General features: G+C 32.6%; 13 protein-coding genes and 2 pseudogenes. 6 read left to right on the top strand and 9 right to left on the bottom strand.

What is annotated here, in order from left to right; all coding sequences use genetic code 11:
- Positions 1 to 313: pseudogene (locus WBN21_RS04075) on the bottom strand (lytic transglycosylase); the annotation flags it as partial.
- A 105-nt stretch (positions 314 to 418) separates the two neighbouring features.
- Positions 419 to 1606: a phosphoglycerate kinase gene (locus tag WBN21_RS04070; RefSeq protein ID WP_424198017.1), complete on the bottom strand. Its 1188-nt coding sequence runs from the start codon at positions 1604 to 1606 to the stop codon at positions 419 to 421.
- Between the two features lie 412 nt (positions 1607 to 2018).
- Here WBN21_RS04070 and WBN21_RS04065 point away from each other — a divergent pair, with 412 nt between their 5' ends.
- On the top strand, positions 2019 to 2891 hold the full coding sequence (locus WBN21_RS04065) for a helix-turn-helix domain-containing protein (protein ID WP_424198016.1): 873 nt from the start codon (positions 2019 to 2021) through the stop codon (positions 2889 to 2891).
- Positions 2892 to 2974: 83 nt separating this feature from the next.
- Positions 2975 to 3841 (top strand): nuclear transport factor 2 family protein, encoded by an 867-nt coding sequence (locus WBN21_RS04060; RefSeq protein ID WP_424198015.1) that lies wholly within the window; start codon positions 2975 to 2977, stop codon positions 3839 to 3841.
- A gap of 84 nt (positions 3842 to 3925) precedes the next feature.
- Here WBN21_RS04060 and WBN21_RS04055 read toward each other — a convergent pair whose 3' ends face one another.
- The gene (locus WBN21_RS04055) at positions 3926 to 4261 is read right to left on the bottom strand and encodes a winged helix-turn-helix transcriptional regulator (RefSeq protein WP_424198014.1); all 336 of its coding nucleotides are present in this window, start codon (positions 4259 to 4261) and stop codon (positions 3926 to 3928) included.
- 104 nt (positions 4262 to 4365) lie between these two features.
- On the opposite strand from WBN21_RS04055, the gene WBN21_RS04050 reads away from it, so the two are divergent.
- The 4 genes from WBN21_RS04050 to WBN21_RS04035 all read left to right on the top strand — a co-directional run bounded on the left by WBN21_RS04050 (position 4366) and on the right by WBN21_RS04035 (position 8012).
- Positions 4366 to 5040, top strand: a complete 675-nt coding sequence (locus WBN21_RS04050) for an NAD(P)H-dependent oxidoreductase (RefSeq protein WP_424198013.1) — start codon at positions 4366 to 4368, stop codon at positions 5038 to 5040.
- Positions 5041 to 5069: 29 nt separating this feature from the next.
- Positions 5070 to 5552, top strand: coding sequence for a hypothetical protein (locus WBN21_RS04045; protein ID WP_424198012.1), 483 nt, complete (start codon positions 5070 to 5072; stop codon positions 5550 to 5552).
- Positions 5553 to 5922: 370 nt separating this feature from the next.
- The gene (locus WBN21_RS04040) at positions 5923 to 7077 is read left to right on the top strand and encodes an ATP-binding protein (RefSeq protein WP_424198011.1); all 1155 of its coding nucleotides are present in this window, start codon (positions 5923 to 5925) and stop codon (positions 7075 to 7077) included.
- A complete protein-coding gene (locus WBN21_RS04035) occupies positions 7077 to 8012 on the top strand; it encodes a diacylglycerol/lipid kinase family protein (RefSeq protein WP_424198010.1) in 936 nt (311 codons plus the stop codon). The genes WBN21_RS04040 and WBN21_RS04035 overlap by 1 nt, the downstream gene beginning before the upstream one ends.
- Here WBN21_RS04035 and WBN21_RS04030 read toward each other — a convergent pair whose 3' ends face one another.
- The 6 genes and pseudogenes from WBN21_RS04030 to WBN21_RS04005 all read right to left on the bottom strand — a co-directional run.
- Positions 8013 to 9155, bottom strand: a complete 1143-nt coding sequence (locus WBN21_RS04030) for an MFS transporter (protein WP_424198009.1) — start codon at positions 9153 to 9155, stop codon at positions 8013 to 8015.
- Positions 9156 to 9256: 101 nt separating this feature from the next.
- A complete protein-coding gene (locus WBN21_RS04025; RefSeq protein WP_424198008.1) occupies positions 9257 to 9781 on the bottom strand; it encodes an OmpH family outer membrane protein in 525 nt (174 codons plus the stop codon).
- A 245-nt stretch (positions 9782 to 10026) separates the two neighbouring features.
- Positions 10027 to 10887, bottom strand: coding sequence for a class I SAM-dependent methyltransferase (locus WBN21_RS04020; RefSeq protein WP_424198007.1), 861 nt, complete (start codon positions 10885 to 10887; stop codon positions 10027 to 10029).
- Between the two features lie 146 nt (positions 10888 to 11033).
- Positions 11034 to 12905, bottom strand: coding sequence for a tRNA uridine-5-carboxymethylaminomethyl(34) synthesis enzyme MnmG (gene mnmG / locus WBN21_RS04015; protein ID WP_424198006.1), 1872 nt, complete (start codon positions 12903 to 12905; stop codon positions 11034 to 11036).
- 125 nt (positions 12906 to 13030) lie between these two features.
- Positions 13031 to 13447 carry an rRNA maturation RNase YbeY gene (gene ybeY / locus WBN21_RS04010; RefSeq protein WP_424198005.1) on the bottom strand — a complete coding sequence of 139 codons (417 nt, stop codon included), beginning with the start codon at positions 13445 to 13447 and terminating at the stop codon, positions 13031 to 13033.
- A pseudogene (locus WBN21_RS04005) lies at positions 13440 to 14772 on the bottom strand (hypothetical protein); the annotation flags it as partial. The gene ybeY and the pseudogene WBN21_RS04005, both read right to left, overlap by 8 nt.

The following is a 14772-nucleotide window of genomic DNA, read 5'->3' as shown; positions in this document are numbered from 1 at the left end:
AATCTAGCTCACTTACCGATTTGTAGATGGTATCGAATAAACGATTGCTGTACAGCTCCTCAAACCAAGCTTCGTCGAGTTTTAATACAAACTCATTATCCTTTAAATTATTGATTGATGTGCTGTCTATTTCAGCTTCAATAACTTTTACCGTTCGCGTATGGTCTACTACTATAGAGTCTCTAACTATAAACTCTTCAACCGCAATGGTATCGTTTATTTTTGTATTCTGTATTGAATTAGATTCTGGTGTTTGCGCAAAACAAACACTTATATTAAAAAGACATAATACTATGAAAAACCGAAAAGCCATAAAACCAATTAATGAATGATATTATGGCTAAAATCGTATTTATTTTTCTAAGAACAAAATATATTAACACCTCTCGGGTTTTAGAAACCTGAGAGGTGTATTAAATTATTCTAAAATAGCAGCAATTCCAGGAAGTGTTTTTCCTTCTAAGCTTTCAAGCATAGCGCCACCACCAGTACTTACGTAGCTAACTTTATCTTCAAAACCAAATTGCTTAACAGCCGCCACAGAATCACCTCCTCCAACAAGTGAAAATGCGCCGTTTTTAGTAGCTTCAGCAATGGAGTTTCCTAATTCAATAGTGCCTTTTGCAAAACTTTCCATTTCAAAAACACCTAATGGTCCGTTCCAAAGGATTGTTTTACATTGCATTACTACATCATGAAATAGTTTGATAGATTTTGGTCCAGCATCAACACCTTCCCATCCATCAGGAATTTTATTTATATCAACAGTTTGTTTGTTTGCATCGTTACTAAAAGCATCAGCAGCAATCGTATCAACGGGAATATGAATTTGAACGTTTTTAGCTTTGGCTTGCTTTAAAATATCTAAAGCTAACGGCATTTTATCGTCCTCGCAAATAGAGTTTCCTATTTTTCCGCCTTGTGCTTTTACAAACGTAAATGCCATACCACCACCAATAATTAGGTGGTCTACTTTATCAAGAATGTTTTCAATAATCGTAATTTTTGAAGAAACTTTTGCACCACCAAGAATAGCTAATACAGGTTTTTCTCCTGATTCCATAACTTTATTGATGCTTTCAATTTCTTGAGCTAATAAGCTACCAAAACATTTTTTACCTTCAAAAAACTGAGCCACGATAGTTGTAGAAGCGTGCGCTCTGTGAGCAGTACCAAAGGCATCGTTAACATAAATATCTCCTAATTTTGCTAATTTTTTAGCAAAATCAACATCGCCAGCAGTTTCTTCTTTATAATAACGTAAGTTTTCAAGTAATAAAATTTCACCTGGTTGTAAACTTGCAGCTGCAGCTTCAACATCTTTACCTATACAATCAGCTAGCATTTTCACTTCTACACCTAAAACATCTTCTACTTTATTTACAATGTGTTTTAATGAAAACTCATCTTGAAATCCTTTTGGACGTCCTAAATGCGACATTAAAATACAGCTTCCGCCGTCTTCTAGAATTTTAATGATTGTTGGTTTTGCAGATACAATTCTTGTGGCATCTGTAACTTCAAACTTCTCATTTAAAGGCACATTAAAATCTACTCTAATTAATGCTTTTTTATTTTTAAAATTAAAATCGTTAAGCGTTTTCATTATATATATGTTTTTGTTTTTTAAGTGTTTGAAACACAAATGTAACTAATTATAAAGCGATAAAAAATGACTTTTTTCACGAAAACGATGTAGATTGAAAAGAAATTTTTAATTTTATTGGAATACGCTATTTTGCCTTAGAGATTTGAATGGTTGAAAACCATAATTCTGTTTTTTATCTTCTGAAATTTTATAACAATTTTTACTCAAATTAATTGTTTTATCAGATGAGTATATGAATTGACTTTGTAAAAAATTTCAACTACCTTCGTTTAACGTCGGATATAAAACATTGAAACGATTTCATATGCGTAAAACCGTTATGCCACATTAAAACCAACATAATAAATACAATCAAAATTTAGTAAACCTGACTATATTTACCAGAAGTAAGCTTTAAAACTATGAAATAGTGACAGATAAAATTCAAAAATATGATTTCAAAGAAGGACTTCCACAGGAATTTGAAATCATTGATTTTGACTTTCTTTTCAATGAATTTCCCGAAGAAATAAAAAAACCGCATAGAGCGGAATTTTATCAAATTTTATGGTTTCAAAAAGGAACGCCAACACATTTGGTCGATTTCAACTCAATAAAAATCAAACCGAACTCATTACTTTTTGTCAATAAAAATAGTGTTCAACTATTTGATTATAAAACAAGATTTAGTGGAAAAGCAATTTTATTTACTGACAGTTTTTTCTGCAAAACAGAAACAGATACAAAGTTTTTGAGAAGTAGTATTTTGTTCAACGACTTGCTATCTATTTCACAGATTCAAATACCCAAGAACAGCTCTATTATTGAGACTATTTTTGAATTATTGGAAACTGAATTAAAGAACTCTAAAGACAACTACCAATCCGACTTGCTTCGAAACGACTTGCGTAACCTTTTACTACATTGTGAAAGGGAAAGACGAAAACAAGATTTTATAGAATTAAAAAAAGATGCCAACCTTGAACAAGCATTATACTTTAAAACGTTATTAGATGACAATTTCGTAAGTCATAAAAAAGTTAGTTTTTATTGTAAAGAAATGCACTTGACACCAAAAAGACTTAATCAAGCTACTTCTAAAATTTTTGGAAAAACACCCAAAAATATCATTGACGATAGAGTTTTGTTAGAATCAAAAAGGTTATTGTCTCATACAAATGTAAGCGTCAAAGAAATAGCGTTTTCGTTAGGTTTTGAAGAGCCAACAAACTTCATTAAATACTTCAAAAAACATATTGAAAAAACACCTGTTGATTTTAGAGAAAGATTCAATTTGGCGTAAAAGTATCATTCAAAGGACTTTTTTTATCGTTTCTTTTCTTCTTCTTCATTGCAACTTTGCAGTATCAATTTAAAATCATAGAAATGAAAAAGATACTATTAAGTGCAACGGTAATTTTGGCAATAGGATTAACATCTTGTAAAAGCCAAAAAACAAATTCAACAAATAAAAAAGAAGAAAAAATGGAAATTTCAAACAAAGAAAAAGTAATTGCTCTTTTAAAAAGCATCGAAACTGGTGCTCAAGAACCAGTTGGTTTTATTAACCCAAACAAGTATATTCAACACAATCTTGGAGTTGTAGACGGACTTGCAGGATTTGGGGCATTATTGCAACAACTTCCACCTAATTCTGCGAAAGTGAGCACAGTTAGAGCTTTTGAAGATGGCGATTTTGTTTTCACTCAAACGGATTATAATTTTTTTGGACCAAAAATCGGTTTCGATATTTTCAGGTTTGAAAATGGAAAAATCGTAGAACATTGGGATAATCTGCAAGAAAAACCAGAAAATCCAAATCCAAGTGGACATACTATGATTGATGGAACAACCGAAATCAAGGACATCAACAAAACTGAAGAAAACAAAACTCTCGTAAAGAACTTTGTAGAAGACATTTTGGTAAATGGAAAAATGGAAAAATTGGCTGGATATTTTGATGGAGATAATTACATACAGCACAATCCTAACATTGCAGATGGACTTTCAGGACTTGGAAAAGCATTGGAATATTTGGCTTCACAAGGAATTACAATGAAATTTGATAAAGTACATAGAGTTTTAGGAGAAGGGAATTTTGTATTAACCATTAGCGAAGGTTCGTTTGGAGATAAACACACTTCATTTTTTGACTTATTCAGAGTTGAGAATGGAAAAATAGCTGAACATTGGGATGTAATGGAAACTATTGCACCAAAAGAAGAATGGAAAAATGAAAATGGTAAATTTTAAATTTAATTAGAATAAAATCAAAAATGCAGACTATAGAATTGTAGTCTGCATTTTTTTCAAATTAACCGAATATTAAAACCAGTTTTAATTAGTTTGATTTTCAACCGCAAAAACGCCCCATTCTGCAATAGACATTATTACAGGAATTAGTGTTTTACCAAAATCAGTTAATGAATATTCCACTTTTAAAGGTGGTTTAGATGTGTAAACAGTTCTTTTTATAATTCCATCTTCCTCTAATGTCTTTAATTGCAAGCTTAATGTTCTTTCGGTAACAGTAGGCATTTCTTTTCTTAACTCGTTATAGCGTAATGCACTTTCCCTCAAATGAAACAAGATTACAGTTTTCCATTTACCACCTATTATTCCCATTGTTAAACTTGCACAACAAGGGTATTCTTTTCCTTTAAATTGATACATATATTCAATAAATTTTATACTATCCTTTTTGACCGTTATTGCAAAGATAAAATACTATACTTACTTTTGCAACTATAAAAATTATAGTAATAAAAAATTAAAAAATGAATACACCAAATATTTCCAAAAAAGACATTATAAATGCGTTTCAATTTAGACATGCGACAAAGGAATTTGATGCAACTAAAAAACTATCTGATGATGATATAAATTTTATATTACAAACCGCAAATTTATCACCAAGTTCATTTGGATTTGAACCTTGGCATTTTGTTGTAGTTCAAAATCAAGAATTACGAGAGTTATTAAAACCAGTAGCTTGGGGAGCGCCTGTGAAATTAGATACTGCAAGTCATTTTATTTTAGGATTAAGCATGAAAGCACCCATGGTAAAACACGATGCAGACTACATTATGCATATGATGAAAGAAGTAAAACAACTACCAGAAGATGTCATTGAAATGTATTCGAAATTTTATAGAGAATTTCAAGAAAATGATTTTGATTTAGATACTGACAAAAAATTATTTGATTGGGCTTCAAAACAGACTTATATTGCATTAGGAAATATGATGACTGCTGCTGCCTTAAACGGAATAGATAGTTGCCCAATTGAAGGATTTCATCAAGAAAAAGCAGAGGCTTTATTAAGAGGGAAATTTGGAATAGATACAGATAAATATGGCTTATCATTTATGGTCGCTTTCGGTTATAGAAAAGAAGAACCACCTCACGCAAAATCAAGAAGAGATTTTAAGGATATTGTAACTTGGAAATAATTATAAATTTGAAAAGTAAACCAAGAAATATGGATTGGATAATCGATTTTTTGAATAGTGAAAAAACATTATTTCTTTTCGCTGGAATAATTGGAATTATTTCGACAGTTGTTGGTTTGCTTTTTCTATTATTTTCGAATCATAAAAGTTTTGCAATTACTATGATTGTAGTCGGGATTATTGAAATGACTGCAATGTTCCCTACATATCTTAAATACCAACAAAAAATTGATGACAAGATTTCGGTTTATGAAAACAATAAATCGGATTTTGTAAAAACAGAGACTATAGCTACCGCAAAGGCAATGAAGTCATTCTTTTGGCTCAAATTAACTTACGGAATTTTGATTGTTGTGCTTATACTGGCAATGTCTTTTTTAAGCCCAAAGTCTATACTATTCGGAATATTTACGGCACTTATTTTACATTTCGCCTTTGCAATTACGATTGACAATTTTGGAGAAAAATACACGGAGAAATATCTGACAGAATTAACAACTTCGGAAAAATAACGTGGCATAACACCGTGTATAATTAATTGCTTGGTTCTAGCATACTTACGAAAATCCTCGCGGATTTTCTATTCGGTATTTATTTGCTAACTTTCGTGCTTAACCACGCAACTAATCATACACAAGACCGTTAAACGAACCTCTGTCTTGTCCTGAATAAAACAACCTTCAATTTAGAAAACCAAGTTAGCAAATAAGCGCGTTAGGGATTGAAGTGGACCTGCCTGCCGGCAGGCAGGAAGCACACAGCGACCTTTTGGAAGCGAGGACTTGTAACGAAAAGCCCGGCGACGACCTTAGGAGGCGTAACGCATAAATAATTTTAAAGGATAAAATTTCAAACCGAAAAAATTCATTTACTTTTGTTTTTATGCTTTTTGAAGATATTTTAGGCCAAAATCATATTAAAAACCACCTCACCCAAAGTGTTGATAATGGTAGAATTCCGCATGCCCAGCTATTTGTTGGTAAAGAGGGTTCTGGTACTTTGCCAATGGCTTTGGCTTATGCACAGTATATTTTATGCTCGAATTCTGGTGGTGAAAATAACACGGGGAACGATGCTTGTAACCTGAAATTCAAAAACTTTTCGCATCCCGATTTGCATTTTGCCTTTCCGGTTACTACAAGCGAAAAAGTAAAAAGTAAACCCGTTTCTAGTTTTTACCTTGAGGAATGGCGTCAACTTTTAAAAGAACAGCCTTATGGCAACCTTTTTGATTGGTATAAGTTGCTTGGTGTTGACAATAAACAGGGCTTAATTAGTGTTGAAGAAGCTTACGAGATTACAAAAGCGCTAACCTTAAAATCTTACGAGGGTGGTTATAAAGTGATGCTAATTTGGATGGCAGAAAAAATGAATAGGCAATGTGCCAACAAGCTTTTAAAGCTAATTGAAGAGCCGCCAAACAAAACTGTTTTCCTTTTAATTGCTGAAGATGAAGAGCAAATTATTAACACCATTAGGTCGCGTTGCCAAATTTTACATTTTTCGCCATTGGCTGAAAATAATATTATAGAAGGATTAATAAAACAGTATAATATTGATATTGCAGTTGCCACAAAAATTGCACATCAGGCTAATGGGAATTACAATAAAGCATGCGATTTGGTGTATCAAGACTCTGAAGATATTCAGTTCGAAACTTGGTTTGTATTTTGGATTCGTAGTGCTTTTAAAGCCAAAGGAAACAAAGCGGCTATTCACGATTTAATTTCTTGGAGTGAAGATATTGCCAAAACAGGACGCGAAACTCAAAAGCAGTTTCTTAATTTTTGTTTGGACTTTTTTAGGCAGGCTTTATTGCTGAATTATAACGCCACAGACTTGGTATATTTAGAGCCAAAAACGGAGAAATTTAAACTTGAAAATTTCGCGCCTTTTGTTCATGGTAATAACATTATGGACATTAGCAACGAATTGCAAGACGCCATTTACCATATTGAGCGCAACGGGAATTCTAAAATTATATTGACCGATTTATCCATTAAATTAACACGATTACTTCATAAAAAAGCCGAATAATGGATGCTGAATCCAATACTTGGTTCGTTATTATTAACCCAACTTCGGGTAATGGATCGAGCAAGAAACATTGGCCAAAAATTAAATCCCTTTTAGAAACACACCTTTTTGACTTTGAGTTTGCTTTTACCACACATTCTAAACATAGCACTACACTTGTTCATCAAGCTATAAAAAATGGTATAACCAATATTATTTGCATTGGTGGCGATGGCACTTTACATAATATTTTGAATGGTATTATGACTCAAAATGATTTTCTTTCATCTGAAATTAAAGTGGGCATAATTCCAATTGGAACAGGAAACGATTGGATTAAAACACACCATATTCCTCTAGATTTTGAGGCAGCTATTCAAATAATTAAAAATGGCGTTTTAGCAACTCAGGATATTGGGAAACTAGTTATTAAAAATAGTTCAAAACCGGCGGTATTCTTTAACAATTTAGCTGGCGTTGGTTTTGATGGACTGGTGGTGAGTAAGGTTGGAAAACACAAACATATTGGTGCTTTAGCGTATTTATACGGAACTTTAGTGAGTTTGTTTTCCTTTAGAAACTTTGACTCCAAAGTTGGTTTAAATTCTGAAGTTATTTCAGGAAAAACGCTTATGATTTTAATTGGCATCTGTAAATATTCCGGCGGAGGTATGCAACTAACAGATAAGCCAGATCCTTTTGATGGGTTATTAGATGTAACCATTGCTCAAGATTTTAGAAAGTTTGAAATTATTAAAAACTTAGTGAAGCTTTTTAATGGTACCATTACAGAGAATAAAAAAGTAGTCTCTTTAAAAACGAAATCTGTTACCGTTCAATTTAACCAAGAAAACGCACCTTATATTCAAGCGGATGGTGAGTTAATTGGAACAGGAAATATGGAAGTTTCGCTTATTGAAAAAGCGTTTTCTTTTTATACCAAACCACCAAATTAGCTAAACCTGATTCTTTTCGCTTTTAAAAAATAATTGAGAAATAGGAATAAACATTAACCCGCAAAACATTAATATAAAAAAAGCATATTGCAAACCAAAAGCATGTGACAAATAGCCAATTAATGGCGGCCCAATAAACACGCCTATAATAGCGTATGTTCCTACTATTGAAATAGCCATTCCTGGAGAATAGTTTTTTGATTTTCCAGCCAAAATATAAGTCATTGGGAAAACAGCAGAAGCACCAATTCCTACCAAACAAAACCCAATTAAAGCAGTCCAAAAGTGAGGAAAAATTATGGCTATTAATATGCCTATTGAAATGAGCATACCACTAATAATATACATAACTGCCATACTCATTCTGTCTAATAGTTTATCAAGGAAAATCCTTGATGTTGCCATGCAAGTCATAAATAATAAATATCCATACGTGAATATATCCTCTTTTACTACTTCCTTAAAATAAATGCCACTCCAATCATACATGCCACCTTCACAAATGGCAGCGAAAAATATAAGTAATCCTAGATAAAAAATAAGTGGATCTGGTTTTCCTAATACTAATTTATTCCCAACAGTTGATTTATCATTTTTCAAGGAATACTTGTAAGCAATTATAGAACCTAAAACAGTTATAACACCTATTGAAGTTAAATGAACTTCAATGGACACGCCCAATTTTAACATCACCGTAGAAAACAAGACACCAACAACACCTCCAATACTCCAAATACCATGAAAAGAACCAATTATTTTTTTATTAAATTCCTTTTGAAGTGATATGGATTGGGCATTCATAGCAATATTAAGGATGCGTAAAAAAACAGAAAAAAGACCTAATAAAACAACTAATATTAAAGTCGTTTTTGCGAATGAAATTCCAATTAAAGCTAATGCAAAAAGAACGAAAGAAGCGGCTAATGGTTTTCTGGTATCAAATTTTGAAACTAACCAACCAGAAGCAACAATACCAATTAAGGCGCTAAATGGCATTATTAATAACAAGGAGCCCAACTGTGCATCGTTTAAATGAAAAAAGTCTTTTAACGTTGGTATTCTTGATGCCCATGATGAAAAGCATAAACCCGATAAAAAAAAGTATGAACTTAACGCTATGCGTTGAAGGTTTTTGGTTTCCATAAATCATTTAAAGCAGCAAAAATAATATATATTTTTAACCAATTAGCACAAAAAACTGGCATAAGCCAGTTTCATGTTATTACAATAAATGTCCTATTTTTCTACTTTTTATAATCCGTATTAAGGGCATCTAAAATAGTTTGCGTTAAATCACTTTGCTCAGCACCATACATTACGGTAGCTGCAGCATCACTAGTTCCTAATATATAATTGTAACCGTTCTTTTTTCCGTAGTCTTTTACAAAATCTTTTACGTTAACAATAACGGAATCAATTTCAGTTTGAAACGCTTGTGTCAAAATCTGTTGTTCCATTTGCATTTGTTGTTGTAATTGTTGTTGCTTTTGTTGCAAACCGCCCATTAACTCTTCGGCTTTCTGTCTATTACTTCTAGCTAATCGTTGTGCTTCTGCTTGTCCTTTTTGTGCTTCTGCTTGGAATGCTTGACTTATACTGTCGGCTCTTTTTCTGAAGGCTTCTTCCTTTAATTGGAACTTCGCTTCAACATCTTTCTTTTCTTGATAATCATTTATTAAAGTTCCGTTATCAACAAAAGCAATTTTATTAGGCTTTTCACAAGAAGCAAAAAATAACATTGCAAATACTAAGTAAATTATGTTTTTCATCAGTTTTTAATTTTTTGGTTGTTTGATTTTTAAATCCGAACAAAAGTAATAAAGTAAGTTAAAAACAAATGCGGAATTGGTTTGATTTTAACATATCAGTAATATTTATAGATAACACCTTTTTAAATAGGTAATTTCTATTAAAAATGAATTAATATAAAGCGTTTTAAGGCGCTTTGAAAAAGCTCGCTGGTATTTGGGTGGTTACTGGTGCAAAGAAATGACAGACTGAACAGAAATCGATTTTAGCTGTTTTTTATGATGTAAATTAAAGACGAAGATTCTTTTGACCCCATCGCTTTTAAATTTGATAGCATTCCAATCCAAAATCCTTTAACCGCATTCATTTTTCCAGTTTTATATTTTTCCGAAAGCATACTGACATAAAAAGAATCAAACCACATGGGTTTTACTTTTACAACTTTTAAAGCATACTTTGAAACTATTTTAGAAATTGATTCTCGATTGAAATGCCAAAGATGTCTCGGTACATCATAAGCCGCCCAAAATTCTTTATAGTGTTTTGCATCATAACTATTGTAGTTTGGTACAGCAATTAATAATGTGCCATTTGGTTTCAACAATCTTTTGAAGATTGCTATATGATCATCCAAATCTGGTAAATGCTCTAATACATGCCAAAGTGAAATGACATCAAAACTATGCGCTTCAAACTTTAGAAGTTGTTCTATTTCAAAAACTGAATTGTTTGTTTTTTTATTGGCAATTTCTCTTGCTCTTTCGTTTGGTTCTATTCCTGAAACTTTCCAATTATTTTGATAGGCCGTTTGTAAAAAATCGCCCGTTCCGCATCCAACATCTAAAAGTTTTTTTTCTTCTGAAAGAAATGAATTAATTAAACTTAATTTATTTTTCAAGGAAATGGTTCTGACTAAATGATATGCTTTTTCGAATAAATTTCTTTTAGAATCTGTATGCGAAATATAGTCTTCACTTTTATAATAATCCGATAAGCTATTTGAAGTTGGTTGTGGAATAGTTTCTAAAAAACCGTATTCTGAATTCTGAATTAATTCAAATTCTTCTCCAGAAACAGAGTGGTCTTTTACTTTTAAATAGATATGATTTGAAATTTGTTTTACCACGTTTTTAGATAGTGCAAATGATTTTAAAAAGAATTTTAGACTGCGCTCAAGGTGACGTTATAAATAGATTATGAAACAAGAATATAAATGAAATTACTAAAACGTTCCACGTGGAACATATCAAATTTAAAGTATCGATTATCCACTTAGCGTCCCATATAAACCAATAAAACAGAAATATCATTTGGCGAAACCCCACTAATTCTAGATGCCTGAGAAACGGTTGTAGGCTGAATTTTTTTCATCTTTTCCCTCGCTTCAAAACTCATTGATTTAATTTTTGAATAGTCAAAATTCGCAGGGATTTTTACATATTCTAACCTCGTTAATTTATCTGCATTATTTTTTTCTTTGGCAATATACCCAGCATATTTTACTTGGATTTCTGCTTGCTCTATAACTTCTCTATCCAAACTATTTTCTTGAATATAAGCCTCAACACTTTCAACCTTTCTAATATCATCCATTTCAATATTTGGTCTAGCAAATACCTTAAATAGCTTTCCAGATTGTTTTACAAGAGCAGAATTTTTAGATTCCAAAATAGGATTAATCACTTCTGGTTTTACACTTTCGTTCTCAAAAAAGTTAACAAATTTTTCAGCCGCTTCATGTTTTTCTTCCATGCGTTTTAAACGCTTTTCAGAAGCTAAACCAAGTCCAAATCCTTTAGGAGTTAATCTTTTATCGGCATTATCTTGACGCAATAACGTTCGATATTCAGCTCTAGATGTAAACATTCTATAAGGCTCTTCTGTTCCTTTAGTAATTAAATCATCAATCAAAACACCTATATAAGCTTCATCTCTTTTTAAAGTAAAAGCATCTCTTTCTTGAACTTTTAAAGCAGCATTTATGCCAGCCATTAATCCTTGAGAAGCGGCTTCTTCATATCCTGTGGTTCCGTTTATTTGACCAGCAAAATACAAGCCTTCAACAAGCTTAGTTTCAAGCGTGTGTTTTAATTGTGTTGGTGGAAAATAATCGTATTCAATAGCATATCCAGGTCTAAAGAATTTCACGTTTTCAAAACCAACTACAGAACGCAATGCTTTAAATTGAACATCCTCTGGTAAGGATGTAGAAAATCCATTTACATAAACCTCGCAAGTATTCCAACCTTCTGGTTCAATAAATAATTGGTGTTTATCTTTATCCGCAAAACGATTAATTTTATCTTCAATAGAAGGACAATAACGGGGTCCTAAACTTTTAATTCGACCATTAAACATTGGCGATCTATCAAACCCTTCACGAAGTAAATCATGAACTTCAAGACTTGTATAAGTCATGTGACAAGAACGTTGATGCTCTAATGGTTTCGTAATATCTAAATAAGAGAATTTCTCAGGATTAGCATCACCGGGTTGTTCAAGCATTTTAGAATAATCTAAACTCCTACCATCAACTCTTGGCGGTGTTCCTGTTTTCATTCTACCTGAATCAAAACCTAATTCTACAAGCTGTTCAGTAATTCCAGTAGCAGCTCTTTCACCAGCTCTTCCTCCACCAAAATTCTTATCTCCAATATGAATTAATCCATTTAAGAAAGTGCCGTTTGTTAGAACAACCGACTTCCCTTTAATTTCAATTCCTAAAGATGTTTTAACACCGACCACTTTATGATTTTCGACCAACAACCCAGAAACCATTTCTTGATAAAAATCAAGATTATGTGTGCCTTCCAAAAGTAATCTCCAGTCTTCTGCAAAACGCATTCTGTCACTTTGCACTCTTGGACTCCACATGGCAGGTCCTTTAGATTTATTAAGCATTTTAAACTGAATAGCCGATGTATCTGAAACAATCCCACTATATCCACCAAGCGCATCAATCTCACGTACAATTTGTCCTTTTGCAATTCCGCCCATAGCCGGATTACAAGACATCTGCGCAATGTTTTGCAAGTTCATGGTAACAAGCAATGTTTTGCTTCCCATATTGGCAGCAGCGGCTGCAGCTTCACTTCCTGCATGACCTGCTCCAACAACTATAACATCATAAACTTCGTTAAACATGATTTAGTTTTATTTTTCTATTGAAATGTTTCGACTGCACTCAACATAACAGTTGTTTTTAAATTTAACTATGTTCCACGTGGAACACAACGCCATTTTAAGTTTGCAAATATACGTTGAAATCTTTAACCTTGAATTAGTTGAGAAAGATAGAAGTTCTCTTTATCGCGCATCACCTTAGCATCATCATCCGTCTTATCTTTAAAACCACAATAATGTAATACACCATGTATGATGACTCTTTTTACTTCTTCCTCAAATGAAACGCCAAAATCTTTAGCGTTATCTGCTACTCTTTCAACAGAAATAAATATATCTCCTTGTATAATTTTTCCGACTGAATATTCAAAACTAATAATGTCCGTTAGCGTATCGTGTTTTAAAAATTCAACATTCAATTTATGAAGATAATCGTCATCACAAAACACATAATTAATCTCTTCCAATTTAAAATTTTCAGAAGCAATTGTTTCAATTATCCATTTGGAAATTTGTTCCTCTGAATCTAATTTAAAACTTGTTTCGTAATTGAAATTAATCATTTTCCTTTTTAAAATATTCTTGCACTTTCTTTTTATAAACTTGCTGCAAAGGTAAAGCTTGTCTATCTAATATTTCAGTAGTTTGAAAATATTGTTTTGCATTTGGAATTTGGTTATTAGTGTTATTATCAAAACTTTTTTTATTAGTTTCAGATTCACGTTTATTATCCTCACCTTGTTGAAAGGTTGCATTCTCCATTTTTAATAATTGATGTTTCAATTCCATCATTTTTTGAAGCGTTTGCTGCGTAAATCCTTTATTCAATAAATCCAATTCAATATCTTCCATTCTTCTTAGAAAAGCATCGCCATTTCCACTTTTACCTTCTTTAGACAACTTATCCTGAAGCGCTTGACGCAATTGTTGTTGTTGTTGGTAGATTTCGTAAAGTAACCCATTCTGGTCTTCATTAGTGCCTTCACCTTCACCTCCGGATTGTTGTCCATTTTCTCCTTTTTTATCACCTTTTCCTTTACCGTCCTTACCAGACTTTCCGTCTTTACCTTTTTCGCCCTCTTTTTCACCTTCACCAGGTTTTTTACCTTCGCCTTCCTTAGGTTTGCCTTGTTCACCCTTTTTCATTCCGTCTTCCATCATCTTATTCAGTTCCTCTTGGCTCATAATAATATCTGGCAACTGCATATCACCTTGGCCGCCTTTTCCAGCAGACATGCTCATGCTTTCTTGCATGTTGTCTAACACATTACTTAAAAAATCTGCAAGATTATTCGCTGCAGTAACGGCAAATTGTTGATTAGAAACTCCCTGGTAAATTTGATTTTCAGCAAGTAAACTAAGGGCTTTATCAATATTGTAATACACCTCTGTTATTTCCTTATTAACCTGTTCAGAAAGTTTTGGTTGACGAAGTGATAAAGCAAACAAACTATCATCAACATGTGCAAAATGTTCCCTTAAGTTATTTTGTGTTTTAAGATATGACGCATACCTATTATTATTTGCTTCAATAGATGAAAATTGATCCATAAGTGCTTCTTGGTCAAAAGAAAACACTATCAAATTGTCCAAAATTTGACGTAACATATCCACATCTTCTTCCATTTGCTCACCTCCAGCCGATTGCATTGCGCCTTGCATTTGCTTACTCATTTCCTTCATTTTTTGAGCAGCTTTCTTTTGGCTTTCCTTGGCGTTTTTAGCATTCTGTTTCCTTTCATCACTAGGTTCCTTCTGTTCTGGATTAGAACCCTCTTGTTCTTCTTTCTTTTCTAATTCTTCTGAAGCTTTTTGTTGTTCCTTTTCAACTTCCTGTTCGTCAAATTTATCTCGTGGAACTTCAATAGGTCTTTTTAGAGCTTTGCCC

The organism is Algibacter sp. (genome assembly GCF_049667265.1).
Lineage (GTDB): Bacteria > Bacteroidota > Bacteroidia > Flavobacteriales > Flavobacteriaceae > Algibacter_B.
The sequence above is the reverse complement of the archived record's forward strand: the minus strand, read 5'-3'. Positions and strand labels throughout refer to the sequence as shown.

Excerpts from the sequence above, each read along its gene's own strand:
- WBN21_RS04070 (WP_424198017.1), bottom strand. The coding sequence starts at position 1,606 with ATGAAAACGCTTAACGATTTTAATTTTAAAAATAAAAAAGCATTAATT.
- ybeY (WP_424198005.1), bottom strand. The coding sequence starts at position 13,447 with ATGATTAATTTCAATTACGAAACAAGTTTTAAATTAGATTCAGAGGAA.
- WBN21_RS04055 (WP_424198014.1), bottom strand. The coding sequence starts at position 4,261 with ATGTATCAATTTAAAGGAAAAGAATACCCTTGTTGTGCAAGTTTAACA.
- WBN21_RS04060 (WP_424198015.1), top strand. The coding sequence starts at position 2,975 with ATGAAAAAGATACTATTAAGTGCAACGGTAATTTTGGCAATAGGATTA.
- WBN21_RS04030 (WP_424198009.1), bottom strand. The coding sequence starts at position 9,155 with ATGGAAACCAAAAACCTTCAACGCATAGCGTTAAGTTCATACTTTTTT.
- WBN21_RS04050 (WP_424198013.1), top strand. The coding sequence starts at position 4,366 with ATGAATACACCAAATATTTCCAAAAAAGACATTATAAATGCGTTTCAA.
- WBN21_RS04025 (WP_424198008.1), bottom strand. The coding sequence starts at position 9,781 with ATGAAAAACATAATTTACTTAGTATTTGCAATGTTATTTTTTGCTTCT.
- WBN21_RS04035 (WP_424198010.1), top strand. The coding sequence starts at position 7,077 with ATGGATGCTGAATCCAATACTTGGTTCGTTATTATTAACCCAACTTCG.
- WBN21_RS04040 (WP_424198011.1), top strand. The coding sequence starts at position 5,923 with ATGCTTTTTGAAGATATTTTAGGCCAAAATCATATTAAAAACCACCTC.
- mnmG (WP_424198006.1), bottom strand. The coding sequence starts at position 12,905 with ATGTTTAACGAAGTTTATGATGTTATAGTTGTTGGAGCAGGTCATGCA.
- WBN21_RS04045 (WP_424198012.1), top strand. The coding sequence starts at position 5,070 with ATGGATTGGATAATCGATTTTTTGAATAGTGAAAAAACATTATTTCTT.